The sequence below is a fragment of the Mesorhizobium ciceri biovar biserrulae WSM1271 genome, from assembly GCF_000185905.1.
Classification (GTDB): domain Bacteria; phylum Pseudomonadota; class Alphaproteobacteria; order Rhizobiales; family Rhizobiaceae; genus Mesorhizobium; species Mesorhizobium ciceri.
The window spans coordinates 3,542,134-3,565,449 of record NC_014923.1 but is presented as its reverse complement, the minus strand read 5'-3'; the positions used below and the strand labels follow the sequence as shown (position 1 = coordinate 3,565,449).

The 23,316-nt window shown below is 63.6% G+C and carries 21 protein-coding genes; 10 read left to right on the top strand and 11 right to left on the bottom strand.

The window, feature by feature from the left end; all coding sequences use genetic code 11:
• Positions 1 to 7: 7 nt before the first annotated feature.
• Genes MESCI_RS17180 through MESCI_RS17170 form a run of 3 tightly spaced genes read left to right on the top strand, consistent with a single transcriptional unit; the run spans position 8 to position 3,440 of the window.
• Entirely contained in the window at positions 8 to 955 is a 948-nt protein-coding gene (locus MESCI_RS17180; RefSeq protein ID WP_013531217.1) for an ABC transporter permease, read from the top strand.
• A complete protein-coding gene (locus MESCI_RS17175) occupies positions 952 to 1,821 on the top strand; it encodes an ABC transporter permease (RefSeq protein ID WP_013531216.1) in 870 nt (289 codons plus the stop codon). The genes MESCI_RS17180 and MESCI_RS17175 overlap by 4 nt, the downstream gene beginning before the upstream one ends.
• Positions 1,818 to 3,440 (top strand): ABC transporter ATP-binding protein, encoded by a 1,623-nt coding sequence (locus MESCI_RS17170; RefSeq protein WP_013531215.1) that lies wholly within the window; start codon positions 1,818 to 1,820, stop codon positions 3,438 to 3,440. Before MESCI_RS17175 ends, MESCI_RS17170 begins: the two co-directional genes overlap by 4 nt.
• Before the next feature lie 21 nt (positions 3,441 to 3,461).
• Here MESCI_RS17170 and MESCI_RS17165 read toward each other — a convergent pair whose 3' ends face one another.
• Positions 3,462 to 3,893, bottom strand: a complete 432-nt coding sequence (locus MESCI_RS17165; RefSeq protein WP_013531214.1) for a TerB family tellurite resistance protein — start codon at positions 3,891 to 3,893, stop codon at positions 3,462 to 3,464.
• A 147-nt stretch (positions 3,894 to 4,040) separates the two neighbouring features.
• On the opposite strand from MESCI_RS17165, the gene MESCI_RS17160 reads away from it, so the two are divergent.
• The 4 genes from MESCI_RS17160 (at position 4,041) to MESCI_RS17145 (ending at position 6,472) form a co-directional block, all read left to right on the top strand.
• A complete protein-coding gene (locus tag MESCI_RS17160; RefSeq protein WP_013531213.1) occupies positions 4,041 to 4,826 on the top strand; it encodes a TSUP family transporter in 786 nt (261 codons plus the stop codon).
• A 51-nt stretch (positions 4,827 to 4,877) separates the two neighbouring features.
• The gene (locus MESCI_RS17155; protein ID WP_013531212.1) at positions 4,878 to 5,048 is read left to right on the top strand and encodes a hypothetical protein; all 171 of its coding nucleotides are present in this window, start codon (positions 4,878 to 4,880) and stop codon (positions 5,046 to 5,048) included.
• Between the two features lie 101 nt (positions 5,049 to 5,149).
• Complete coding sequence (locus MESCI_RS17150; protein ID WP_013531211.1) at positions 5,150 to 5,980, top strand: helix-turn-helix domain-containing protein; 831 nt, start codon at positions 5,150 to 5,152, stop codon at positions 5,978 to 5,980.
• Between the two features lie 72 nt (positions 5,981 to 6,052).
• Entirely contained in the window at positions 6,053 to 6,472 is a 420-nt protein-coding gene (locus tag MESCI_RS17145) for a VOC family protein (protein ID WP_013531210.1), read from the top strand.
• 12 nt (positions 6,473 to 6,484) lie between these two features.
• Here the strand turns inward: MESCI_RS17145 and MESCI_RS17140 are convergent, their stop codons facing one another.
• Positions 6,485 to 7,960, bottom strand: coding sequence for a cobyric acid synthase (locus MESCI_RS17140; RefSeq protein WP_013531209.1), 1,476 nt, complete (start codon positions 7,958 to 7,960; stop codon positions 6,485 to 6,487).
• Positions 7,960 to 8,574 (bottom strand): dimethylsulfonioproprionate lyase family protein, encoded by a 615-nt coding sequence (locus tag MESCI_RS17135; protein WP_013531208.1) that lies wholly within the window; start codon positions 8,572 to 8,574, stop codon positions 7,960 to 7,962. The genes MESCI_RS17140 and MESCI_RS17135 overlap by 1 nt, the downstream gene beginning before the upstream one ends.
• Positions 8,575 to 8,718: 144 nt before the next feature.
• On the opposite strand from MESCI_RS17135, the gene MESCI_RS17130 reads away from it, so the two are divergent.
• Positions 8,719 to 9,885: an isobutyryl-CoA dehydrogenase gene (locus MESCI_RS17130; protein ID WP_013531207.1), complete on the top strand. Its 1,167-nt coding sequence runs from the start codon at positions 8,719 to 8,721 to the stop codon at positions 9,883 to 9,885.
• A 25-nt stretch (positions 9,886 to 9,910) separates the two neighbouring features.
• Positions 9,911 to 10,795 (top strand): 3-hydroxyisobutyrate dehydrogenase, encoded by an 885-nt coding sequence (gene mmsB, locus MESCI_RS17125; protein ID WP_013531206.1) that lies wholly within the window; start codon positions 9,911 to 9,913, stop codon positions 10,793 to 10,795.
• A gap of 327 nt (positions 10,796 to 11,122) precedes the next feature.
• On the opposite strand, the gene MESCI_RS17120 is transcribed toward mmsB, so the two are convergent.
• The 8 genes from MESCI_RS17120 to MESCI_RS17085 form a co-directional block, all read right to left on the bottom strand.
• A complete protein-coding gene (locus MESCI_RS17120) occupies positions 11,123 to 13,558 on the bottom strand; it encodes a GcvT family protein (RefSeq protein ID WP_013531205.1) in 2,436 nt (811 codons plus the stop codon).
• Positions 13,559 to 13,751: 193 nt separating this feature from the next.
• Positions 13,752 to 14,396, bottom strand: a complete 645-nt coding sequence (locus tag MESCI_RS17115) for a cytochrome c oxidase assembly factor Coa1 family protein (RefSeq protein ID WP_013531204.1) — start codon at positions 14,394 to 14,396, stop codon at positions 13,752 to 13,754.
• Between the two features lie 81 nt (positions 14,397 to 14,477).
• Positions 14,478 to 14,843, bottom strand: a complete 366-nt coding sequence (locus MESCI_RS17110) for a hypothetical protein (protein WP_013531203.1) — start codon at positions 14,841 to 14,843, stop codon at positions 14,478 to 14,480.
• Between the two features lie 144 nt (positions 14,844 to 14,987).
• Positions 14,988 to 16,367, bottom strand: a complete 1,380-nt coding sequence (locus MESCI_RS17105; RefSeq protein ID WP_013531202.1) for an aspartate aminotransferase family protein — start codon at positions 16,365 to 16,367, stop codon at positions 14,988 to 14,990.
• A gap of 48 nt (positions 16,368 to 16,415) precedes the next feature.
• A complete protein-coding gene (locus MESCI_RS17100) occupies positions 16,416 to 16,556 on the bottom strand; it encodes a phage capsid protein (RefSeq protein ID WP_013531201.1) in 141 nt (46 codons plus the stop codon).
• A 68-nt stretch (positions 16,557 to 16,624) separates the two neighbouring features.
• Positions 16,625 to 18,697, bottom strand: coding sequence for a prolyl oligopeptidase family serine peptidase (locus MESCI_RS17095; protein ID WP_013531200.1), 2,073 nt, complete (start codon positions 18,695 to 18,697; stop codon positions 16,625 to 16,627).
• Positions 18,698 to 18,763: 66 nt separating this feature from the next.
• Positions 18,764 to 19,936 carry an MFS transporter gene (locus MESCI_RS17090; RefSeq protein ID WP_013531199.1) on the bottom strand — a complete coding sequence of 391 codons (1,173 nt, stop codon included), beginning with the start codon at positions 19,934 to 19,936 and terminating at the stop codon, positions 18,764 to 18,766.
• 127 nt (positions 19,937 to 20,063) lie between these two features.
• A complete protein-coding gene (locus tag MESCI_RS17085) occupies positions 20,064 to 21,239 on the bottom strand; it encodes an MFS transporter (protein ID WP_013531198.1) in 1,176 nt (391 codons plus the stop codon).
• A gap of 252 nt (positions 21,240 to 21,491) precedes the next feature.
• Here MESCI_RS17085 and MESCI_RS17080 point away from each other — a divergent pair, with 252 nt between their 5' ends.
• Positions 21,492 to 23,069, top strand: a complete 1,578-nt coding sequence (locus tag MESCI_RS17080) for a trimethylamine methyltransferase family protein (RefSeq protein ID WP_013531197.1) — start codon at positions 21,492 to 21,494, stop codon at positions 23,067 to 23,069.
• Positions 23,070 to 23,316: the final 247 nt, after the last annotated feature.

Genomic DNA, 23,316 nt, shown 5'->3' with positions numbered 1-23,316 from the left:
ACCTTCCATGACCGCCTACCTCCTAAAACGCCTCGCCATCGCCATCGCCACGCTGGTGCTGGCTTCCATGGTGGTGTTCGCCGTCCTGGAGATCCTGCCCGGCGATCCGGCGCGGCTAATGCTGGGCATGAATGCCAGTGCCGACCAGGTCGAGTTGCTGCGCAACCAGATGGGCCTCAACGCGCCGCTGGCTTGGCGCTATCTGCACTGGACGGGCGGCCTGCTCAGCCTCGATTTCGGCCGCTCCTACACCTATTCGGTGCCGGTCATCGATCTGGTGCGCGAGCGGCTGGCCGTCTCGCTGCCGCTGGCGCTGATTGCGCTTGCGCTCTCCACCCTCATCGCGATTCCCGTCGGCCTGTTTTCCGCCAGCCGGCGTGGACGGGCCGGTGATACGATTTCCATGGGCGCCGCACAGCTTGGCGTCGCCGTGCCCAATTTCTGGTTCGCGCTGATGCTGATCTATGTCTTCGCCGTCTGGCTGCGGCTGGTTCCTGCTGGCGGCTTTCCCGGCTGGAGTGCCGGCGTCTGGCCAGCCTTGAAGTCGCTTCTGCTGCCGGCGTTGGCGCTTGCCTTGCCGCAAGCCGCGATTCTGGCGCGCGTCACCCGCTCGGCGCTGATCGAGGTGCTGAACGAGGACTATATCCGTACCGCCCGCGCCAAGGGTCTGCCCTACCGAGCTGTGCTGTGGCGGCACGCGTTGCGCAACGCCATGATTCCGGTGCTGACCATTCTGGGCCTGCAGTTCGCCTTCCTGCTTGCCGGCACCATCATCATCGAGAATGTTTTCTATCTGCCCGGCCTCGGCCGGCTGGTGTTCCAGGCCATCACCCAGCGCGACCTGATCGTCGTCGAAAGCGTCGTCATGCTGCTGGTCGCCGCCGTCATCGCCGTCAATCTGCTGGTCGACCTTTCCTATGCGGTCGTCGATCCGCGCCTGAGAAGCCGGCAATGACACTGCACATCGACATATCAGAAGAGACGTTCGGCAGCATCCTGAGCAAGGCGTTCGGGAATACCGCCTTCGTTGCCGGTTTCGTCATCACCCTGCTGATCCTGGCAATGGCTGTCGTCTCCTATGCCTGGACGCCCTATGACGTCACGAAACTGGTGATATCGGATAAGACGCAAGCGCCCTCGCTGGCGCACTGGTTCGGCACCGACCATTTCGGCCGCGACATCCTGTCGATGGTCATGGTCGGCGCCCGCAATTCGATTGCCGTGGCACTGGTCGCGGTCGGCATCGGCATGGGGGTCGGCGTGCCGCTCGGCGCCTTTGCCGCGGCACGCGGCGGCCTCGTCGACGAGGCGCTGATGCGGCTGAACGACCTCGTCTTCGCCTTCCCGGCTTTGCTGTCGGCGATCATGATCACCGCCATCTTCGGGCCGGGCGCCGTCAACGCCATCATCGCCATCGGCATCTTCAACATCCCGGTCTTTGCGCGCGTCGCCCGGGCCGGCGCGCTGGCGATCTGGCCGCGCGAGTTCATTCTCGCCGCACGCGCCGCCGGCAAGAGCAGCACGCAGATCACAATCGAACATGTGCTGCCCAACATCGCCACGCTGCTTCTGGTGCAAGGCACCATCCAGTTCGCGCTGGGCATCCTGGCCGAGGCCGGGCTTTCCTATCTGGGCCTGGGTGCGCAACCGCCAATGCCGAGCTGGGGCCGCATGCTGTTCGACGCGCAGACCCGCATGGTGGTGGCGCCATGGATGGCGATCTTTCCGGGCATGGCGATCGTTGTCGCCGTGCTGGGGCTGAACCTCCTGGGCGACGGCATCGCCGACATCCTCGATCCGAAATCGCGGCGGCAGCGATGAGCCTGCTCGACATCGAGAACCTGTCGCTGACCATCGGCGACACGCAGATCCTCAAGGGTGTGGAGCTTTCCGTCGCGCCCGGTGAGGTGATGGGGCTGGTCGGCGAATCCGGTTCCGGCAAATCGATGACAGCGCTGACGGTGATGCAGCTTCTGCCCCATGCCGCGCGCGCCAGCGGACGTGTCACATTCGACGGCATCGACATCCTGGCAGCAACCGAGGACCAGATGTGCGCGCTGCGCGGCGACGACATCGGCATGGTGTTCCAGGAGCCGATGACGGCGCTCAATCCGGTCAAGACCATCGGCGAACAGGTTGCCGAAGGCATACGCTGGCACACCAGGGCCAGCCGCGCCGAGGCCGAAGACCGGGCGCGAAAAATGCTCGACCGTGTCGGCTTGCCCGAAGCGAAATTCCCGCTGTCGCGCTATCCGCACGAACTGTCGGGCGGCCAGCGCCAGCGCGTCGTCATCGCCATCGCCTGCGCGCTGAAGCCGAAGCTGCTGATCGCCGACGAACCGACGACGGCGCTCGACGTGGTGCTGCAGGCACAAATCCTCGACCTTTTGCGCGACCTCGTCGCGGAGAGCCGCATGGGCCTGCTCCTGATCTCGCATGACCTCGCCGTGGTGACCGAGATGGCTGACCGCATCACCATCCTGCGCCGCGGCGAGGTGATGGAAGCCGGCGACACCGCACGCACGCTATCCGAACAGCTCCACCCCTACACGCGCCAGTTGGCGCAGGCCTCGATGCATGTGCCGGCGCGCGCCAGGCCGCATGGCATCGAGACGGGCCGCCCTTTGCTTCAGGTCGAGGGCGTGACCCGCGACTATCCCGGCCGGCGCACTTCGCTGTTCAAGCGCGCGCCTGGTATCCGCGCCGTCGACGACGTCTCGCTGTCGATGGCGCCGAGTCAGTCAGTGGCACTGGTTGGTCGCTCCGGCTGCGGCAAGTCGACGCTCGCCCGCATGATCCTGGCGCTGGATCGGCCGACATCGGGCTCGATCCGGTTCCGCGGCGGGACCATAACCGGCAAGAGCGAAGCCGAGCTGAAGCCGGCGCGACGCGATATGCAGGTCGTTTTTCAAGATCCCTATGGCTCCTTCGACCCGCGCCAGAAGGTGAAAAAGCTGGTTGCCGAACCCCTGCATGTGCTGGAGAAAAAGCCGACGCGCGCCGAGTGCCGCGAGATGGTGGCGCATGCCCTGCACGAAGTCGGCCTCGGCATCAGCGACATGGACAAATACCCCCATGAATTTTCCGGCGGCCAGCGCCAGCGCCTGTCGATCGCCCGCGCCATCATCACCCGCCCCAAGCTGGTCGTTGCCGACGAGCCGGTCTCGGCGCTCGATGTCTCGATCCGCGCCCAGATCCTTGATCTGTTCGCAGAGCTCAACCAGAAGCTCGGCATCGCCTACCTCTTCATCACCCACGACCTGACCGTGGCCCGCGCCATCACGGACGAGGTGCTGGTCATGCATGACGGCAAGATCGTCGAGCGCGGCAAGACGAGCGAAGTGCTCGACCACCCGCAGTCCGAGGCTGCCAAGGCGCTTGTCACCGCCGCCCCTGACTTGCACCGGGCGATCGCGGAGCGGCTGCGGGAGCAAGGCTGATCAGGAGAGAAGGCGGCCCGATCACTCCTGCGTCTTGACCACATCGACCGGACTGATATCGAGCAGGTCGAGCGTGCGGCGCAGCAGGCGGATCTCGCTCTCGGCCAGTTGCGAATCCGCCTTGGCGATCTCTGCCATATGTTTGGCCAATTGCCGGCGCCGCTCGACGTCGAGATCGCGGAACAGTGCAATCGCCTGCGAGCCATTGGTCTCGTAGCCGAACTCGTTGAGATATTCGATGACGCTGTCGATGCTGCTTTCCGGAATGCCGAAGGCATCCTTGCAGATGCGCCGGAAGGCAACCATTTCGCTCTCGCTGACCGACCCGTCGGCCAGGATCATGCGAAACAGCATCAGCAGTTCCGCCGATAGGACCGGATCGTCCGCCACCTTGCGCACGCCGGGGTCGCCGTCGAATATCTGACGTATCTGGTCCAGCAATGCGAATGCCATCAGGAGCCTCTTTCCGGGTTAACTACACAAACACAATCCAGGCGCGATGCGCTGGGATAGAGGTAGCGCGGAATCGATCTTGCGCAAACAGGGCGGCCGTGGTCGAACGCCCGATATTTCAGCCAGCCGGACACCCCCATACATCAGATGATCGACCTTAGCATCCAGACCGTCGCCATGCTCGCTTTCGCCGCTTTTGCCGCGGGCTTTGTCGATTCGATCGCCGGCGGCGGCGGGCTGATCACAGTGCCGGCGCTGCTGCTTGCCGGCTTCACGCCGGTCCAGGCGCTCGCCACCAACAAACTGCAAGGCATGTTCGGCTCGGGCTCGGCGACCATCCACTACGCGTCGAAGGGTCATGTCGACCTGCGCCGGCAATTGCCGTCGGCGCTTCTGGCCCTTGTCGGCAGCGCCATCGGCGCCTTGCTGGCGACGATCGTGCCGGGTGACATATTGCGGGCTGCCCTGCCCATCGTGCTGATCGCCATCGCGCTCTACTTCGCGTTCAAGCCCAACATGAACGATGTCGACCGCGCCGAGCGCCTGTCGCCGTTCCTGTTTGGATTGACCTTGGTGCCCGCCATCGGCTTCTACGATGGCCTGTTCGGGCCAGGCGCCGGCTCCTTTTACATGCTGGCCTTCGTGGCACTTGCCGGCTACGGCGTGCTCAAGGCGACGGCGCATACCAAATTGCTCAACTTCGCCTCCAACATCGGCGGCTTCATCGTCTTCGCGGCCTTCGGCGTCGTCTACTGGAAGATCGGTCTGATGATGGGCGTCGCCCAGTTCCTCGGCGCTCGCGTCGGCGCCAGCCTGGCCATGCGCATCGGCGCAAGACTGATCAAGCCGCTGCTGGTGATCGTATGCCTGGCGCTTGCTGTGAAGTTGCTGGCTGACCCGGCGAACCCGCTGCGGGCCTTGATTGGTGTGTGATCCCGCGCCCTGATAGGATGCCGCTGTTCGAATCATGTTGGAGAGGCAGACATGAATCTTAGCGCACCTACCCAGATCGTTTTTATCATCTCCGTTGTTATCGCCATCATCGGCGTTCTCGCCGCGCTTGGCGTTCTCTCATTCATTCCACTCGCATCGGTGTGGATCGTGCTTATTGCTTTCATCGTGCTTGCCGGCGGCTGCTTGATGCGCGGCGCCTGACCATTTCCCTTGAAGTGGGGACGAGGAGCGCCCGGCCAAAAGCCGGGCGCTTTTGATTCCGGCCCTGGGTCTGTTAGATTTGACTGGCGCGAGGATGGCCGATGCCAGTCAAGATGCAACCCCAGCAAGAGCAGGACCGGTCCGTCGCCGGGCGGTTTGAGATGCGCCGGCGCCTGCCCGATCCTCGACTTCAGGGCATTGTGTCGGACATTTGCGGCTATCGCGAAATGGCGCCCGGCCATATGCGCAACGTCGAATATGCGTCGCTCACCGTACCGCTGGTCATCAGCTTCGCCGAACCCTTCGCCATCGGCCTCGGCAAGGCGCCCGGCGACAATGACCGCTTCGCCAGTTTCGCCGCCGGCCTCTTTGCCGGACCGGTGGTGATCGAATCCTTCGGCGGCGCCTGCTGCGTCCAGGTCAACTTCACGCCGCTTGGCGCACGCCGTTTCTTCCGCCTGCCGATGAGCGAACTGACAGACAGCATGGTCGTCCTCGACGACGTGCTTGGCGCTCAGGGCTTGGCGCTGCGTGAACGGCTGGGCAATGCGCCGGATTGGACGACGCGTTTCGACATGGCCGAAGCCTTCGTCACCGCCCGTCTCGAGAATGCCGCCGAGACGCCACTTGAAATCGCCTGGGCCTATGACCGCATCATCACATCCGGCGGCCGGACCCGCGTTGCATCGATCGCCGAAAGGCTGGGCTGGAGCCGCAAACATCTCGCCGGCAGTTTTTCCAACGCCATCGGCATGGGCCCCAAGACACTGTCGCGCATCGTCCGCTTCAACCGCGCGCTCGGCCTGTCGAGGCAGCAGGCCGTCGACTGGGCCGATATCGCAGCCGATTGCGGCTATGCCGACCAGGCGCATCTGGTGCGCGAATTCCGCGACCTCGCCGGCGAGACACCAACCGGAATCTCGGCCAGGTAACATTTCTTCAAGACGCTGGAGTGGCCTTTACCCACAGTGGGGCATCGACCAACCCCACTGAAGGAGATCGACATGACCGCCACCACCGAAGCGCCCCGCCTCTACCCCGCCTTGCGCTACAGGAACGCGGCAAAGATGATCGACTGGCTGGGCGAAGCCTTCGGCTTCAGCGTCCGGGCCCGCTATGGCGAAGGCGACGTCGTGCACCATGCCGAACTGGTCTTCGGCTCCTCGATGATCATGCTGGGCACCGTGCGCGACGACGACTACGGCAAGATGGTCGGCGAACCCGGCTCAGGCGGCGGCAAGTCGATCTACATCGCCGTCGATGATGCCGATGCCGCCTATGCCAAGGCCAGGAAGGCTGGCGCCACGATCATCCAGGAATTGACCAACCGCGACTATGGCAGCCGCGAGTTCATCTGCCGCGACCCGGAAGGCAACGTCTGGTCCTTCGGCACCTACTGGCCGAAGGCAAGCGACAAGGGCTGAGCCAACCGCGAATTACTGCGCCAGTGCAAAGATCGCGTCGCAGTCGAGATGGGTCTCCAGCTCGGCTGCGACCTCGTCCAGCGCCCGCTCGACCTCGGCTCGGTAATCGATGCCGCCGCCCTTGATGCCGAGGCTTTCGAGGAATCTTCCGCGAAAGCCGTCGGCGCCAAACAGACCGTGCATATAGGTGCCGATCACCTTGCCATCGGCCGACACTGCCCCGTCATCGATGCCATTGATGACTGCAGACGGCCTCAGCGTATCCGGCCCGGTGGTGCGGCCGAGATGGATTTCATAGCCTTCGAGCGGCAGGTCGAACGGCACCGAACGGGCGCTGACGTTGCGCACCGTCTTTTCCGGCTCCATCACCGTTTCGATGTCGAGCAGGCCGAGCCCTTCGGCTTCGGTGACGCTGCCTTCGATGCCGTCGGGATCGCGCACCATACGGCCGAGCATCTGGAAGCCGCCGCAGATACCGACGACATGGCCGCCGCGCTTGCGATGCGCAAGAAGGTCGCGATCCCAACCGTTCTCGCGGAATTTCAAGAGATCGCCGATTGTCGACTTCGAGCCTGGAATGACCACCAGACCGGCATCGGCGGGCAGCGGCTTTCCCGGCGGCACGAACACCACCTCGACCTGCGGCTCAGCCTTGAGCGGGTCGAGATCGTCGAAATTGGCGATGCGGCCAAGCATCGGCACCGCCACCTTCAACGCGCGCGCTTCGCCGGACGCCAGCCGCTCCAGCACCACCGAATCTTCCGAAGGCAAGCGTGCCGCCGCCTTCAGCCACGGAACGACACCGAAACAGCGCCAGCCCGTGAATGTCTCGATCGACTTCAGGCCGTCGTCAAACAGCGAAACGTCGCCGCGGAACTTGTTGATGAGATAGCCGGCGATCATGCGCCGGTCCTCTTCCGGCAGGATCAGATGCGTGCCGGCCACCGAAGCGATGACGCCGCCGCGATCGATGTCGCCGACCAGCACCACGGGCACATCGGCGCGCGTGGCAAAGCCCATATTGGCGATGTCGCGGCTGCGCAGGTTGATCTCGGCCGGCGAGCCGGCGCCCTCGACGATGACCAGATCGGCGCCCTCGCCGACCTTGCCCCAGGACTCCAGCACGGCGTCCATCAGCCGGCCCTTCATCGCCTGGTAGTCGCGCGCCCGCGCTTCCCCGAACATTTTGCCCTGCACGATGACCTGCGCGCCGACATCGGTCTGCGGCTTCAGCAGCACCGGGTTCATGTGGACCGATGGTGCGACACCGCAAGCGATCGCCTGCAGCCATTGCGCGCGGCCGATCTCACCGCCGCCGGCATTGTTGTCACCTGGAATTTCGGCGACGGCGGCATTGTTCGACATGTTCTGCGGCTTGAACGGCCGCACCTTCAGCCCACGCTTTTTTGCCGCGCGGCAGAGGCCGGCGACCAGCACCGTCTTGCCCACGTCGGAACCCGTGCCTTGCAGCATGATCGCTTTGGCCATCAGTCCCTGCCCTGCGCCACGGTTCCGGTGATATCGGATTTCTGCGCCAACGGCCCGCCGCGCCAGATGTACAGCGCCAGCAACGGGTCTTTGCCCGTGCGCATGGCGTGATTGACGTTGGAAGCGTGATGAACGACCTCGCCGGCCGTACGCATGCAAAAGCCGCTCTCGCCCATGCGCCATTCGGTGCCGCCGGTCAGCGGAATGTAGATTTCCTCGGCGACGTGATGGTGGTCGGGATAGACGATATCTGGTCCAAGAATCAGCAGGCCGGCGGCGGCCGCGTCATTGGCAAAGTGGCCACGTGTGCCGAACACTTCCAGCCAGCCGTAATTCTCGATGAACTCTTTCCCGAAATCCGCCTCGCCATAAGTCTGCCCCCAGCGGAAATCATTCCGACGTCCGGCAAGCAGTTGCACCAGCGGCTTGGCATCCGGAGGCGCCAGTTCGGCGGCGCGATCGAGATGGCGCAGGCAGGCAAGCGGACGCGGCTCTAGCGTGCGGGCCGGCATGTCCCAGCCGATCCGGGCCACGGCATCGCGCATCAGGACATGATCCACGGTCGCAAGGTATGCGTGGAACCGGCCCAGCAGTTCATCGAATTTTGTCGTCACATCTTGCTCCGGACATGCATTGATGCACAGCCGCTCCGCAGGGGATCGGGTTGCGCGGCGGCATCATTGGTCTAGATTGGTGCGCGCGCAAAGCCAAAAACAACAGGCCAGCGAGCTAGCTGGCCAGCACACAGGGAGCACGCCATGGACGCCGCGGTCGATGCGAGCACCAGCCAATTCGAACTCAACGAGGAGCAGCGCGCCATCCAGGAGATGGCGCAGGCCTTCGCCGCCGACCGTGTCGCACCGAATGCGCTCGATTGGGACCGCAACAAGCATTTCCCGGCCGACGTGATCCGCGAGACCGGCCCGCTCGGGCTCGGCGGCATCTATATCAGGGACGATGTCGGTGGCTCGGCACTTGGCCGGCTCGACGCTGTGCTGATCTTTGAGGCGCTGTCGCACGCCGATCCGGCCTTTTCGTCCTTCATCTCGATCCACAACATGGTGGCCTCGATGATCGACCGTTTCGGCAATGACGAACAGCGCCAGCGCTTCCTGCCGAAGCTCACTTCGATGGAATGGCTGGCCAGCTACTGCCTGACCGAGCCAGGCTCCGGCTCCGATGCCGCGGCGCTCAAGACCCGTGCGGTGAAAAGCGGCGGCGACTATGTGCTCAACGGCACCAAACAGTTCATCTCCGGCGCCGGCGACAGCGATGTCTATGCCGTCATGGTGCGCACCGGCGCGGACGGGCCGAAAGGCATTTCCACCATCGTCGTGCCCAGAGATGCGCCGGGCCTCTCCTTTGGGGCAAACGAGCACAAGATGGGCTGGCACATGCAGTCGACCCGCCAGGTCATCTTCGAGGATTGCAAGGTGCCGGCGGAGAACCTTCTGTCCGACGAAGGCGCTGGCTTCGGCATCGCCATGGCCGGGCTCGACGGCGGCCGGCTGAACATCGCCGCCTGTTCGCTGGGCGGCGCGCAGTCGGCGCTCGACAAGGCGCTGTCCTACACCGCCGAGCGCAAGGCTTTCGGCTCGAAGATCAATCAGTTCCAGGCGCTGCAATTCAGGCTGGCCGACATGGAGACCGAGCTGCAGGCGGCGCGTATCTTCCTTTATGCCGCCGCCTCGAAGCTCGACCGCAAGGCGCCGGATGCCGGCAAATGGTCGGCGATGGCCAAGCGCTTCGTCACCGACACCGGCTTCAATGTCGCCAATGACGCACTGCAGCTGCTCGGCGGCTACGGCTACCTGCACGACTACGGCATCGAGAAACTGGTGCGGGACCTGCGCGTGCACCAGATCCTCGAAGGCACCAACGAGATCATGCGCGTCATCATAGCTCGCGCGCTGATTGGCCGTTGAAGCCAGCAACTCTGGGAGACAGACAATGACGACGATCGCCTTCATCGGCCTCGGCAATATGGGCAATCCAATGGCCGCCAATCTGGTCAAGGCCGGGCATGCGGTGAACGGTTTCGACCTCGTTCCGGAAAACCTCACCGTCGCCAAGGAACATGGCGTGACGATTATGGCGAATGCCTTGGCCGCGGTGAAGGATGCCGACGTGGTGATCACCATGCTGCCTGCAGGCAAGCATGTCCTCTCCGTCTACGAAGACATCGCGCCCAAGGCCAGGCAAGGCGCACTCTTTATCGATTCCTCGACCATCGACGTCGAGTCAGCCCGCAAAGCCCATGCCGTCGCCAGGAAGCACGGGCTGTCGTCGATCGATGCACCGGTCTCGGGCGGCACCGGGGGTGCCGCAGCCGGCACGCTGACCTTCATGGCGGGAGGCTCCGATGATGCCTTCGCTGCCGCCGAGCCGATCCTGAAGCCGATGGCCGGCCGCATCGTCCATTGCGGCGGCGACGGCGCCGGCCAGGCAGCAAAGATCTGCAACAACATGATCCTCGGCATTTCGATGATCGGTGTCGCCGAAGCCTTCGTTCTGGCCGAGAAACTCGGCCTGTCGCATCAGGCGCTGTTCGACGTCGCCTCGACCTCCTCCGGCCAGTGCTGGTCCTTGACCACCTACTGCCCGGTGCCCGGCCCGGTGCCGACTTCGCCCGCAAACAGGGACTACAACCCAGGATTTGCAGCCGCCTTGATGCTGAAAGACCTGAAATTGTCCCAGGAAGCCGCCCAAGGTGCGGGTGCTGTAACGCCGCTTGGTGCCGAAGCGGCTCAGCTTTATGCCTTGTTCAACGCCCAGGGACATGGCGGCGTCGATTTCTCCGGCATAATTAATTTTCTCCGGGGTAATCCGGCGTAACCCACGGATTTGGCGGATTTTTCCGGTTTCCTTCGGTGGAAAAAATGAAAATTTAGATTTGCTTAAGCTCTCGATAACTCCGCGGTAACGATGTCCCTATAAAACGGACTGTGAGGCGGACATCTCATCCGTCCGGCGCTCCGGATCAGGTCTCGCGTACCGGAGCCCGTAAGTTTCGACAAGTGCCATAAGTTTCGCAAAGTGTTTGCGTAGCGAAGCGCCATGCGTATCTGGCAAAACCGCGTTCCCGATGGAGCGCGGTTTTTGCGTTTTACCCTGCAGCACGGTTGAGACATCGAAGAACCGTAAACTGTACTCCGGGATACCTCACATGCGCCCGCGGGCGCCTTCCGGATCATAGGGCGAGTCGGCGATCACCTTTGCCGCGCGGCGCTCGCCGAGGATCGAAACCTCGAGCTCGGTACCGGGCGACACAAGTTCCAGGGGCAGCAGCGCAAGTGCGATGTCGTGACCAAAAGTGTAGGAGTAGCCCGCCGAGGTGATGTGGCCGACGAGCTCGCCTTCGCGGTAAACGCCCTCGAAGGCGAATGCGCTCGCACCGTCCGTGTCGATCGACAGTGTGGCGATCCGGCGTGTAACCTGCTGCTGTTTCGCGACCAGTGCCGCCCGGCCGATGAAGTCCCTCTTGTCGAGGCTGATGAAGCGCTCGAGGCCGCTTTCCAAGGCGGACAATTCGGGGTTCATATCGCGGTACATGGCCCGGTAGGATTTATCGAGACGAAGCGATTCCAGCGCTTGAAGTCCGACCAGCCTCAGCCCGTGTGCCTCTCCCGATGCCAGAAGCGCATCCAGCAAATGCCGCTGGTAGCAGAGTGGATGATAGAGTTCCCATCCCAGCTCACCCGAATAGTTGACACGCAGCAGCCGTACGTCGCTGGCCATGCCGACGGTGCCGGACTGTACGCTGAACCATGGGAAGGCCTCGTTGGAGAGGTCGATCTCCGTCAGCGGCTGCAGTATGTCGCGCGCCTTCGGCCCAACCACCGTGAAGCTGCCGCGATCCTCCGTGACGTTGCGCAGATGCACGCTGCCGTCCTTCGGCAACAGCCGGCCGAGATCGTCAAGGTTCCAGCGTTCGGCGCGCGGCGTCGATATGAGATAGAACAGGTCGCTCTGCAGCCGCGCCACCACATACTCGGCCTGCACGCCGCCGGTCGGCGTCAGGTGATGGGCAAGAGCGACACGACCGGGACGCGGCAGTCTGTTGGCCAGGATTCCGTCGAGCCAGCCCTCGGCGCCCGGCCCGCCGACCTCGAACTTGGTCATTGGTGTCATCTCGACCAGACCGGAGGCCTGGCGGACAGCCTGGACCTCTGCGGCGACGTGGTTCCCCTTGGGGGTCCAGCGCCAGCTGTAGACATTGCGCGCCTCGACACCCGCGGGCGCAAACCAGCTCGGCATCTCCCAGCCGTTCAACACATCCCATACCGCGCCAAGCTGACTTAGGCGGTCATAGGACGGGGCCGTTTTCTGCGGTCGCGCCGCCGGCATGTCCTGGCCCGGATAGTGCTGTACGGCGTGGGTGCCCCAGGCTTCCCGGACCTTGGCCCGGGTCCAGTTCTTGTTGGCATATAGGCCGAATCTGCGGGGATCCAGCTCCGCCGTGTCGATGCTGTTGCCACCCTCCACGATCCGTTCGGAGAGGTAGTAGCCAATCGCACCACCCCAAAGGATGCCCCCCGGCACCCCTTCGGCGAGCCAGACATTCTCCAGGCCCCACGCCTGCCCCATCAGCGGCAGTTCATCGGCCGTCATCTGGAAAGGTCCTCGCACATTGCGCTTGATGCCGGCGCGCCCGAGCGCGGGAACCAGTTCGGTGGCGCGCTCCCAGTTCCAGGAAACGGCATCGAAATCTTCATCGAGCAGATCGGCGCCGAACCATTCCGGGACGCCGTTTTCGGCGAACAGCTTGAGCTGCTCGGTGCGCTCATAGGGACCGAACATCAGCCCGTCTCCCTCTTCGCGCAGATAGCCCTCGTAACCCTCGTCCCTGAGGATCGGCATCTCCGGAAGACCAAGCCGTTTGCGTTCCACGATTTCGGGAACCGCCTCGGTGATCCAATACTGGTGCAGGATCGGAATCGCGGGAATGTCCAGGCCCAGCATGGCGCCTGTCTGGCGTGCGTAATTGCCTGTTGCAAGGATGACATGTTCACAGACGATGTCGCCGCGTGAGGTCTTGACCCTCCACCCGCCGCTCGGCATCCGCTCGAAACCCACGACCTCGGTATCAAGATGGATCTTCGCGCCGAGGTCGCGTGCACCCTTGGCCATGGCCTGGGTGACATCGGCGGGTGCAATGTGGCCGTCATCGGGATGGTAGAGGGCACCTAGCATGGTGTTGTTGTCGAGCAGCGGCCAGATCTCTCGCGCCTCCGCGGGCGATACGATCCGGGCCCGCACTCCCTGGACCTCGGCAACGTCCATGTAGCTTCTGTACTCGTCCAGCCTGTCGCGCGTGTTGGCAATGCGCAGTTGCCCGCATTTGTGCCAGCCGACGTTCTGGCCCGTCTCCGCCTCCAGGCCTTCATAGATCGCGATCGATCTGGCGATCATGCGGCCGACATTGCGGCTGCGCGCGTAAGAGGGGATGAGCCCCGCGGCATGCCATGTCGAGCCGGCCGTAAGCTGTGTTCGCTCCAGCAATGCCACATCGGTCCAGCCGCGCTTTGCCAGGCCGTAGAGAATGCCGGCGCCCACACAGCCGCCACCGACCACGACCGCACGAAAGGAACTCACCATATGCGCGTGCCCTTGTCTGAAATTGCCACCGGTCCACATGAACGCATGCGCATACTGTCAGACAGCATCCGGCTTTTCAGCATATTTCCTTGTCTGGAACGCTGCAGTGGTCACCCGACTGTTGGGCCACGAAGCCGGCCGAACTGTCAGCTGTCGCGCCCGCGTTCAGGCCGCTTTTTTGCGTTTTGCCTAGCTATATTCCGATTGCAGCATTCGGGATCGGGACATGATCTTCGTTGATCAGCACGATCGGCGCATCGGCTCCCTCGACCCTGACGACCAGCAGGCGCAGGCTCCACGTGCCGGCTGTCCGGACAGCCGTCGAATAGGCCGTGCCCTTGCCCCTGGCGCCGTGGACCGGAATGCCGAACTGGGCGTTACCAGCCCCATTCGCATCGACGTTGAGATGGCCGCCGACCCAGAAACTGTCGGTCAAATCATCACCCAACGCCGCCTTGACGCGGTCGTCGGCGCGAAGCCTGTCCATCGTCATGAGATAGGCATCGCTGCCTTTCAGGACGTAGGGAATGCTGCCGACCATCGTCGCGCAGCCGCCAATCCCGACCACCCAGACGGCAAGGCCGGCGATTGCCCAGTTGCGCTGCGTCTTGCGAAACTGCTCCGGGTCGCGCCAGGCGCGGTTCTGCCAGGCCCAGCGGCTGCCGCGTGCGCCCAGCACGATGATCATGATGATGTTGACGACAGGGATCAGCGCCAGCAACGCAATGAAGGTGCTGTTGCCGATGCCCCAGATCCAGTTGAGGAAGAAGGCGCCCCAGTTCCAGCGGTCGAGTTCGGCTGGAATTTCAGCCGGCTGGTTGAGCGGTTGTCCGGCCATCATGTCCCCAATCGGTAACGTACGGACTGATTCTAGCGCATGCGCTCCTCGATGCGCAAAATCAAAGTTTTGCAACCCCGGTCAGGTCTTGTTGGACAGCCGGCGAAAATTCGCTTTCACGGCACGGCTTGCCGGCTTCAGCGCGGCGCTGATCGAGCGCTCCGCCGCAACCCCGTTGAACAGCGATGGCGTGCGGCCGGAAAAGACTTCCGGCCAGAACCGCGACGCCGATTGCAGGAAAGACATTTGCGCCGCAAACGCGCCTTCGGCCATAGCGGCGGTCTTCTCGTTGACCGCACGCGCCGTCTCCGTACTCCATGGCTGGCGGCTCCCGCCATCCATGGCCATCAACGGCAGCCGCATCATCGCCACCAGCGGCGCCAGCATCAGGTCGCCGCTGATGCTGGCCGCTTCTCGCGTCCGTCGGCTCTTGCCGGTTTTTCTCATGGAAACAAACCCCTTGTGGCGGCCGAATCAGCCGCTGCCCCACACACTACGCGCTTGTGATGGAATTCGTTCCCTCGCCGCTTCGGCATGGTCTCAAGGCTGGGCGCGCCCGCCGAAGAGCGCCCAGCGGGGGGGGGTCGAGTTCTACCGCTTGCGAAGATCGGCTTGCGCCAGATCCAGCGCCTTCGAGATGCGGTCGCAGGCCATGTCGATCGTATCGCGGGTCCAGATCAGCGGCGGTGACAGGATCATCGTGTCGCCGGTGGCGCGCAGCATCATGCCATTCGTGATGGCGTGATCCCGCACGGTTACCGCCGCACTTCCAGCCGGCAGGAACCGCTCCTTGGTCGCCTTGTCCTTGACGATCTCGATCGCGCCCATCAGTCCGATCGAACGGACCTCGCCGACCAGATCATGTCCGGCAATGCGCTCCTGCAACGCCTTGGCGAAGTAAGGGCCGGTGTCGTTCCGGACGCGGTCGACCAGCCCTTCGCGCTCGATGATCTCGAGGTTCTTCAGCGCCACGGCGCAGGCCACCGGGTGCCCGGAATAGGTGTAGCCATGGTTGAACTCTCCGCCCTTCTCGACCAGCGTCGAGGCGATGCGGTCGCCAACCAGCAATGCCGACAGCGGCTGATAGCCCGAGGTCAGCGCCTTGGCCGTGGTGATCGTGTCTGGCTCGATGCCGAGTGTCTGTGCGGCAAACCATTCGCCGGTGCGTCCATAACCGGTGATGACTTCGTCCAGCATCAGCAGGACATCGTATTTACGGCAGATGCGCTGCACTTCCGGCCAATAGCTCGCCGGCGGTATCTTCACGCCGCCGGCTCCCATGATCGGCTCGCCGATAAACGCGGCAACCTTGTCGGCGCCGGCTTCGAGGATCGCCTCCTCGACAGCCCCGGCCGCGCGCAGACCGAAATCATGATCGCTCTCGCCAGGCAGCGCCAGCTCATAGGCATAGGGCATCATCACATGGACGATGTTGGGCACCGCACCGTTGAGCTGCTTGTGCATACCATCCATGCCGCCGAGCGAGGTGCCGGCAACGGTCGAGCCGTGATAGGCCATCTTGCGCGAGATGATGCGGTTCTTCTCCGGCTTGCCCTCCAGCACCCAATAGTGGCGCACGAGGCGCAGCGCGGTGTCGTTGGCTTCCGACCCGGAAGAGCCGTAGAATACCTGGTTGACGTGCTTCGGCGCGATCTCCGCCAGCTTCTTGGACAGCAGCACTGGCGTCGGCGTCGAGCATTTGAAGAAGGAGTTGTAGTAAGGCAGTTCCTTCATCTGGGCATAGGCGGCCTCGGCCAGCTCGTCACGGCCATAGCCGATGTTGACGCACCACAGCCCGGCCATGCCGTCGAGGATTTCAGCCCCCTCGGAATCGTAGATGAAAGGGCCGTTGGCATGGGTGATGATGCGCGACCCGGCCCCGCGCATTTCCTTGTGGTCGGTGAACGGATGCAGATGATGCGCGGCGTCGATCTGCTGAAGCTGCTTCAGCGAATAATTCTGATAGGTCATGTCTGATCTTCCCTCTGGATTCTATCCGGCCAAGCCGGGGCGAATGCTTCAGAGGAAGAGAGGTGGCGAATAGCCGATGCGGGCGCACAGCCGCAAAAGCTCGGCGCGCAGCGTGCGCGGTGACGGCGTCACCGCGACCCGCAATGCGCGAGCCTCAAATGCGTCAATCAACGTCCTGACGAGAGCCATGGAAGCCACCTTAGAGCAAAGGCTGCTCGAGGAGAACCACCCTTTGCTTGGCCCATAACTGAATGACTCTAGGCCTTGGCTGTCAGCGCCCTTTGCAGGAAGACATATTTCATCGCCGTCTGCGCCGCCTGCGGCCGGCGGTCGCCACGCCCGCCATGGCCGCCCTCGGTCTCCTCGAAGAACAGCGTCCTCGCATGGCCGGCTTCCTGCAGGCGGGCGGCCATCTTGCGCGCATGGCCGGGATGGACCCGATCGTCAGCGGTCGATGTGGTCAGCAGCACAGGCGGATAGGCGGCAGCGGCGTCGACATGCTGGTAGGGCGAGTAGGCTGAAAGCCACTTCGCGTCTTCGGGTTTCGACGGATCGCCATATTCGGCCATCCACGAGGCTCCAGGCGGCAATTCGGCGTAACGCAGCATGTCGAGCAGCGGCACCTCGATGATGACGGCGCCGAAAAGCTCGGGATGCTGCGTCAAGGAAACGCCGGTCAGCAAGCCGCCATTCGAACCACCCTGGATGCCGAGCGAGCTTGCTGTCGCGATGCCGCGCTTGACGACGTCCTGCGCGACCGCTGCGAAATCGTCGAATCCGTTCTGACGATTGCCCTTGAGCGCCGCCTGATGCCAGGCTGGGCCGAACTCGCCGCCGCCACGGATGCATGCCTGCACATAGGCATTGCCTTTCTCCAGCCACAGCTTACCACGCACGCCGGCATAGCCGGGCAGCAGCGGCACTTCGAAGCCGCCATAGCCGTAAAGCAGCGTCGGCACCGGACCTTTCTGGTCGCGCCGCCTGACGACGAAATAGGGGATCATCGTGCCGTCCTTGGAGCGCGCCTCGAACTGTTCCGAGATCAGCGGCGAGGCATCGAAACGCGCCGGCTGCGACTTCACGGTGGCGAGCGTCTCGCCATTGTCGTCGGACCAGATGATCGAACTCGGGGTCAGGAAATCGGTGAAGGAGAAGGAGACACTCGAGCCGAACTGCTCGGCATGACTGATGCCGACATTGCCATTTTCGGGCAGCGCCACCGGTTTCAGCGACCAGTTGCCATCCATGCGCTCGCAGACGACGACTTTGCCGCGCACATTGTCCATCAGGCTGATGAACAGCCGGTCCCGCGTGCGGGCAATGCCGGCTATGGAAACGCGATAGGCCGGCTCGAACAAGGTTTCGACAGGCCCGATCGCGCCGGTCTCGACCCAGCGAGCCAGGTCCAGCGAATAGAGGCCGTCGGGCTTGCAAACCGTGCCGCCGGGCGCCGTCCATGCACTGCGCACGCCGAACACGAGCTGATCCCTGAATATTGCCGTATCGGTCATGTCGTCCGGTAGCGGCAGCTGTTTGTTTTCGCCGGAAGGCAGCCGAAGGAAGATGTGCGAAGCGAAGAAATTCAGCGTTCGAGCCAGGACCAGATAGCGTCTGTCACCGTCGTACTCGACAGCGGCACCAACGGCGAGATCCTCTTTCTGCGCCTCGAAGATCGGCGTCGCGTCTTCCAGCTTGGTATCGCGCTTCCACAGCTTTATGACTCGCGGATAGCCGGACTCGGTCTTGTCGGCCTCGTCGAAAGCGGCCGAAACAATCACGGTGTCCTTATCCAGCCAGCTGAAACCCGACTTGGAAGCGGGGGCACGAAACCCACCCTCGACAAACGACTTGGTCGCGATGTCGAATTCGCGCATCTCGCTGGCGTCGCCGCCATCCGGCGACATACTCACCAGGCAACGGTTGAAGTCCGGATAGAGTCGGCTTGCGCCGCCAAAAACCCATTTTATCCCCTCCTTCGCCGCAAGCTGGTCGAAGTCGATGATCGTTTCCCAGTCGGGCTTCTCGGTCTTGTAGGAAGCGACGGTCGTGCGGCGCCAGAGGCCGAGCACATTGGTCTTGTCCTGCCAGAAATTGTAGACATGGCCGGCTTTTGCCGCGCCGACAGCGATGTTGTCCTCGGCCGTCATCAGGTCGAGCGCGGTCCGGAACGACGCCTGATAGGATGGATCGCCCTGCAATTCGCCAACCGTGATCTCGTTCTGGCGATGTACCCAGTCCAATGACTGCTTAGCTGTCCTGTCCTCCAGCCAGAGAAAGGGATCGTCGGTCGTGGGGGCAGAATTCGGCGTCTGGGTAGCAGGCTTGGTCATGAGGTCTCCGATAAACGCGTTGCTTTGAAAAAGCCAACGCCGACAGGCCGTCGATATTCACCATGTTCAGCGCACAATTGAGGCTTTCCGCCGACCAGCGAGGCTCGCAATGGCCAGCGCCAGGCACAGCAGCCCAAGCGTGATCGGCAGTCCGCCGGCGCCCATAACATCCATGGCGCCCCCCGCCAGCGGCGGCACGGCGATGCCGCCGACGCCCCACATCAAGGAGAAGGCCGCATTGCCGGCGACCAGTGCGGAGCCGGTGAAGCGTTCGCCGAGCTCGATGATCGACATCGTGTAGATGCCGTAGGAAACCGCGCCCCAGACAAAGATCATTGGCCAGATCAGCGGCGACTCGATGAGAAGCGGAAGCAGGACGCAGCCGAGCACCGTGATCGCGACGCAGGCAAGCCGCACCAGGCGCGCGGAAAGCCTTTCCGCCAAAAGGCCGAGCGGCACCTGCATGGCGATGTTGCCGGCGATCATCACCGACAGCAGCGCCGACATGCGGATTTCGGTGATGCCGTGATGGGTGCCATAGACCGGCAGCAACGCCAGCGCACCCTGTTCGAAGCCGGCGGCGACTATGACGGCGAACAAAAGCAGCCACGCCAGCGGCACGAAACCCAGGACGGAAACCTGGTGCCCGGCCTCGTCGACCTTGGGCAAACGCGGCAGCACCGAGGCCAGGCAAATGCCACACAGCACGAAGGCGAAAATGCCGACGAGGAAGGGCGGCCAGCCCTCAGTGCCAACTGCAAGCAGGCATAGTGGCCCGGTCGCGAAACCGGCCGAGATGATCGTCGAATAGACACCCATGACGCGGCCGCGTCGGGCCGGCGGTGCCAGCGCGATCACCCAGATCTCGCTCAGCACATAGAGCGGATTGGTCACGACGCCGATCAGGAAGCGCAGGGGAAACCACAAATAGACATTTTGCGTCCAGCCGATCAGCGCCAGCACGACAGCCGAAAGGGCCGCACAGGTGAGCGCGGTGCGCCCTGCCCCGAATCGGCGGGCCAGCGCCGGGATCAACGGCGATGACAGAATGAAGCCAATCGGCGTCATGGCCGCCGACAAGCCGATCATCGCTGGCGAAACGCCCTGGCGCTGCAGGATGAAACTCAGCAGCGGATAGGACAACCCTTGCGCGATGGCAAACACCGAGACGGTCGCGATCACACCGGTGATCGCCGCCCATTGCATCGTCTCGTCCTTGTTCGATTCAACCAAATTCATGTACGCACCGCTGTCGGGCTGCAGGATTAGCGATTGAGTTGCGCAGAGGTAAGCCCCTGGCGGGCGAAAACTGCTTGCTCCAGACAGTGCCTGTCAGGAGGCTGGGCCTGTCAGGAGGTTGGGCTTATCAGGAAGCTCGGCGCATGGATGAGCGGTACAGCGCGAACATCACCAGCACCGCGTCGAGAGCGGCAATAACCACCGGCAGCCCAAGTGGGCCGATGCCTTGCATGAGCAGGCCCGCACCGGGTGGGCCGACGATGCCACCAACGCCCCACATCAGCGCAAAGGCAGCGTTGCCGGCGACCAGCACAGAGCCCTTGAACCGGCTGCCGAGTTCGACCAATGCCATGGTGTAGACACCGTAACCGACCGCGCCCATCACCAGCAGCACCACCCAGATCAACGGCGTTGTGATCAGCAGAGACAGCAAAAGCGCGCAAACGGTTGTTGCCAGTGCGCAGACGATGATCATGGCGCGGCCGCCAAAACGCTCCGCCAGAAGGCCGAGTGGTATCTGCAGCAGGATGTTGCCGAGGGAAAGCGCCATCACCAGCGAGGCCAGAACGGCTTCCGCCAGGCCATAGCTGGCGCCGAAGACCGGGACCAGCGCATAGGTGCTCTGCTGGACCGCCGCCGAGACAAGCACGGCAAGCAGCAGCGCCGGCGCCATTTTGGCAAACCCGACAAGGCCGCTGGCAGGCTGGCCGTCATCCTCGAAGCCGGTGAGCTTTGACGAGACGGCGTGCAGGATCACCGCGCAGAGCGCGAAGCCGGCGACGCCGACCATGAAAGGCGCCCAGCCCGACGTACCGAGCAGGGTCAGCGCGAATGGTCCGGCGGCATAACCGGCGCCCATCAGCGTGTTGAACACGCCCATCACCCGGCCGCGCCGCGACGGCGGTGCCAGCGACAGCGCCCACACCTCGCCAAGGATATAAAGCGGATTGATGACCACGCCGATGATGAAGCGGATGACGAACCACGCCACCCAGTCCTGCAGATAGCCGATGCCCAGGAAGCAGAGCGCGCCGATCAGCGAGCAGCCGACCGCCAGGTTGCGCCCGCCGACCAGCCGCACCGCCGCCGGCACGAAGGAAGCCGACAGGATCAGCCCGAGCGGCATCATCGCCGCCGACAGGCCGATCAGCGCCGGCGACATGCCTTGCTTCTGCATCAGCAATGTGAACAGCGGCGAGCTCAGCCCTTGCGCGGCGCCAAACATGGCAAGTGCCGCGGTGACGCCGGCAAGCGCTGCCCATTGCGTTCCTGCTTCGCCTTCGCTCGAGCCGGTCGCGACCATGCTGCCATCCAGATGAACTGCTGGCCATCAGGCCGGCAAGCCAAGTAGCTATCGGTTCGATCCCCGGAAGGAAAGGGCCGGCCACCGAAATCCGCTTGCTCCAACGCGGCAACCTAATCACGCCGATGTCGCGGCCGGGCACCTGCCGTTCCGGCATGTCGCTTCCCTCGCCCTAGTGGTCGTCGCCTCCGCAATGGCCGGACAGCCGCCGGTCCATTATGCCGCCCGCTATCGCATCCTACGAGGACCATCATGACCGTCGCCCTACAACCCTCAGAACCGGCATTGGCCACCGACCGCGCCCGTCGCGGCGGCCGCGCTGGAAAGCGCGCCGGCGGCTCGGCCGCGTTCGAGCAGCCGGCTTTTCGCCAGTTGAAGAACCCTCTGGCGCCAACCAGGCTGGTCTCCGACGACGAGCTGGAATCGATTCACCTCGCTTCCCTGCGCGTGCTGCGGGAAATCGGCGTCGACGTGCTGCATGACGAGGCCCGCAGCATCATGAAGGCGCATGGCGCCGACGTGCGTGACGGCTCAGAGCGGGTGCGCTTCGACAGCGACATGATCCTCGACCTGGTGTCGCACTGCCCGTCGGAATTCACCATCCATGCCCGCAATCCTGCGCACAATGTGCGCTTCGGCGGCAACAATGTGATCGTCTCGATGATGGCGTCGGCGCCCAATTGCTCCGACATCGATCGCGGCCGCCGGCCCGGCAACCAGCAGGACTACCGCAACTTCCTCAAGCTCGCGCAGATGCACAACATTCTGAACTGCACGGGCGGCTACCCGGTCGAGCCGACCGATATCCATCCATCCGTCCGCCATCTCGAATGCATCCGCGATCTCAGTGTGCTCACCGACAAGGTGTTCCACATCTATTCGCTCGGCAAGGAACGCAATGTCGACGGCATCGAGATCGCCAGGATCGCGCGCGGCATCAGCCACGAGCAGATGCTCGAAGAGCCGTCCGTCTTCACCATCATCAACACGAATTCGCCGCTGAAACTCGATGTGCCGATGATGGAAGGCATCATCCAGATGTCGAGCAAGGGCCAGGTCGTCGTCGTGACGCCGTTCACCCTGTCGGGTGCGATGGCGCCTGTCACCATCGCCGGCGCACTGGTGCAGCAGAACGCGGAGGCGCTTGCCGGCATTGCCTTCGCCCAGATGGTGCGCAAGGGCGCCCCCGTCGGATATGGCGGCTTCACCTCCAATGTCGACATGAAGTCCGGTTCACCGGCGTTCGGCACGCCGGAATACATGAAGGCGCAGCTCGTCGGCGGCCAGCTTGCCCGCCGCTACAACATCCCCTACCGCACCTCCAACACCTGCGCCGCCAACACGGTCGACGCGCAGGCGGCTTATGAAAGCGTGTTCTCGTTGTGGGGCGCCATCCAGGGCGGCGGCAACCTGATGATGCATGCCGCCGGCTGGCTCGAAGGCGGCCTGCGCTGCTCCTACGAGAAGACCATTCTGGACATTGACCTGCTGCAGATGGTGGCCGAATTCCTGACCCCGCTCGACCTTTCCGAAGAGGCACTCGGCTTCGACGCCATCCAGTCGGTCGGCCCCGGGGGCCATTTCTTCGGCACCCAGCACACGCAGGACCGCTACAAGACCGCCTTCTACTCGCCGATCCTCTCCGACTGGCGCAATTACGAGACCTGGGCGGAAGCCGGCTCACCGACGGCGCTCGAAAAGGCCAACAAGGTCTGGAAGGAGCGGCTGGCGTCCTATGAGGAGCCTTACATGGACCCGGCCATCCGCGAGGAACTCAACGCCTTCGTCGCCAAGCGCCGGTCCGAAGGCGGCGCGCCGACCGATTTTTGATCGGCAGTATTGTTGATGAACGGTCGACCCCCACTCCGTCGAGCTGCGCTCGCCACCTCTCCCCCGATCCACGGGGTAGAGGAAGGGCGCGAGCTTATACCGGCTAGCGCCCTTCCTCTCCCTCCGGAGGGGAGAGAGGTGGCGCTGCGAAGCAGCGACGGAGTGGGGGAAGCCATTCACGAAACACGCAGCCGTCGCGAAACAGGCACGCCCCACTCCCCCGATTCAATCTCTCCAAAAGCGGACC

Coding starts and splice junctions, on each gene's coding strand:
- MESCI_RS17105 (WP_013531202.1), bottom strand. CDS start 16,367: ATGACCTATCAGAATTATTCGCTGAAGCAGCTTCAGCAGATCGACGCC.
- MESCI_RS17120 (WP_013531205.1), bottom strand. CDS start 13,558: ATGGTGAGTTCCTTTCGTGCGGTCGTGGTCGGTGGCGGCTGTGTGGGC.
- MESCI_RS17160 (WP_013531213.1), top strand. CDS start 4,041: ATGATCGACCTTAGCATCCAGACCGTCGCCATGCTCGCTTTCGCCGCT.
- MESCI_RS17145 (WP_013531210.1), top strand. CDS start 6,053: ATGACCGCCACCACCGAAGCGCCCCGCCTCTACCCCGCCTTGCGCTAC.
- MESCI_RS17100 (WP_013531201.1), bottom strand. CDS start 16,556: ATGGCTCTCGTCAGGACGTTGATTGACGCATTTGAGGCTCGCGCATTG.
- MESCI_RS17140 (WP_013531209.1), bottom strand. CDS start 7,960: ATGGCCAAAGCGATCATGCTGCAAGGCACGGGTTCCGACGTGGGCAAG.
- MESCI_RS17150 (WP_013531211.1), top strand. CDS start 5,150: ATGCCAGTCAAGATGCAACCCCAGCAAGAGCAGGACCGGTCCGTCGCC.
- MESCI_RS17130 (WP_013531207.1), top strand. CDS start 8,719: ATGGACGCCGCGGTCGATGCGAGCACCAGCCAATTCGAACTCAACGAG.
- mmsB (WP_013531206.1), top strand. CDS start 9,911: ATGACGACGATCGCCTTCATCGGCCTCGGCAATATGGGCAATCCAATG.
- MESCI_RS17090 (WP_013531199.1), bottom strand. CDS start 19,936: ATGAATTTGGTTGAATCGAACAAGGACGAGACGATGCAATGGGCGGCG.
- MESCI_RS17165 (WP_013531214.1), bottom strand. CDS start 3,893: ATGGCATTCGCATTGCTGGACCAGATACGTCAGATATTCGACGGCGAC.
- MESCI_RS17115 (WP_013531204.1), bottom strand. CDS start 14,396: ATGGCCGGACAACCGCTCAACCAGCCGGCTGAAATTCCAGCCGAACTC.
- MESCI_RS17175 (WP_013531216.1), top strand. CDS start 952: ATGACACTGCACATCGACATATCAGAAGAGACGTTCGGCAGCATCCTG.
- MESCI_RS17085 (WP_013531198.1), bottom strand. CDS start 21,239: ATGGTCGCGACCGGCTCGAGCGAAGGCGAAGCAGGAACGCAATGGGCA.
- MESCI_RS17180 (WP_013531217.1), top strand. CDS start 8: ATGACCGCCTACCTCCTAAAACGCCTCGCCATCGCCATCGCCACGCTG.
- MESCI_RS17080 (WP_013531197.1), top strand. CDS start 21,492: ATGACCGTCGCCCTACAACCCTCAGAACCGGCATTGGCCACCGACCGC.
- MESCI_RS17095 (WP_013531200.1), bottom strand. CDS start 18,697: ATGACCAAGCCTGCTACCCAGACGCCGAATTCTGCCCCCACGACCGAC.
- MESCI_RS17170 (WP_013531215.1), top strand. CDS start 1,818: ATGAGCCTGCTCGACATCGAGAACCTGTCGCTGACCATCGGCGACACG.
- MESCI_RS17110 (WP_013531203.1), bottom strand. CDS start 14,843: ATGAGAAAAACCGGCAAGAGCCGACGGACGCGAGAAGCGGCCAGCATC.
- MESCI_RS17155 (WP_013531212.1), top strand. CDS start 4,878: ATGAATCTTAGCGCACCTACCCAGATCGTTTTTATCATCTCCGTTGTT.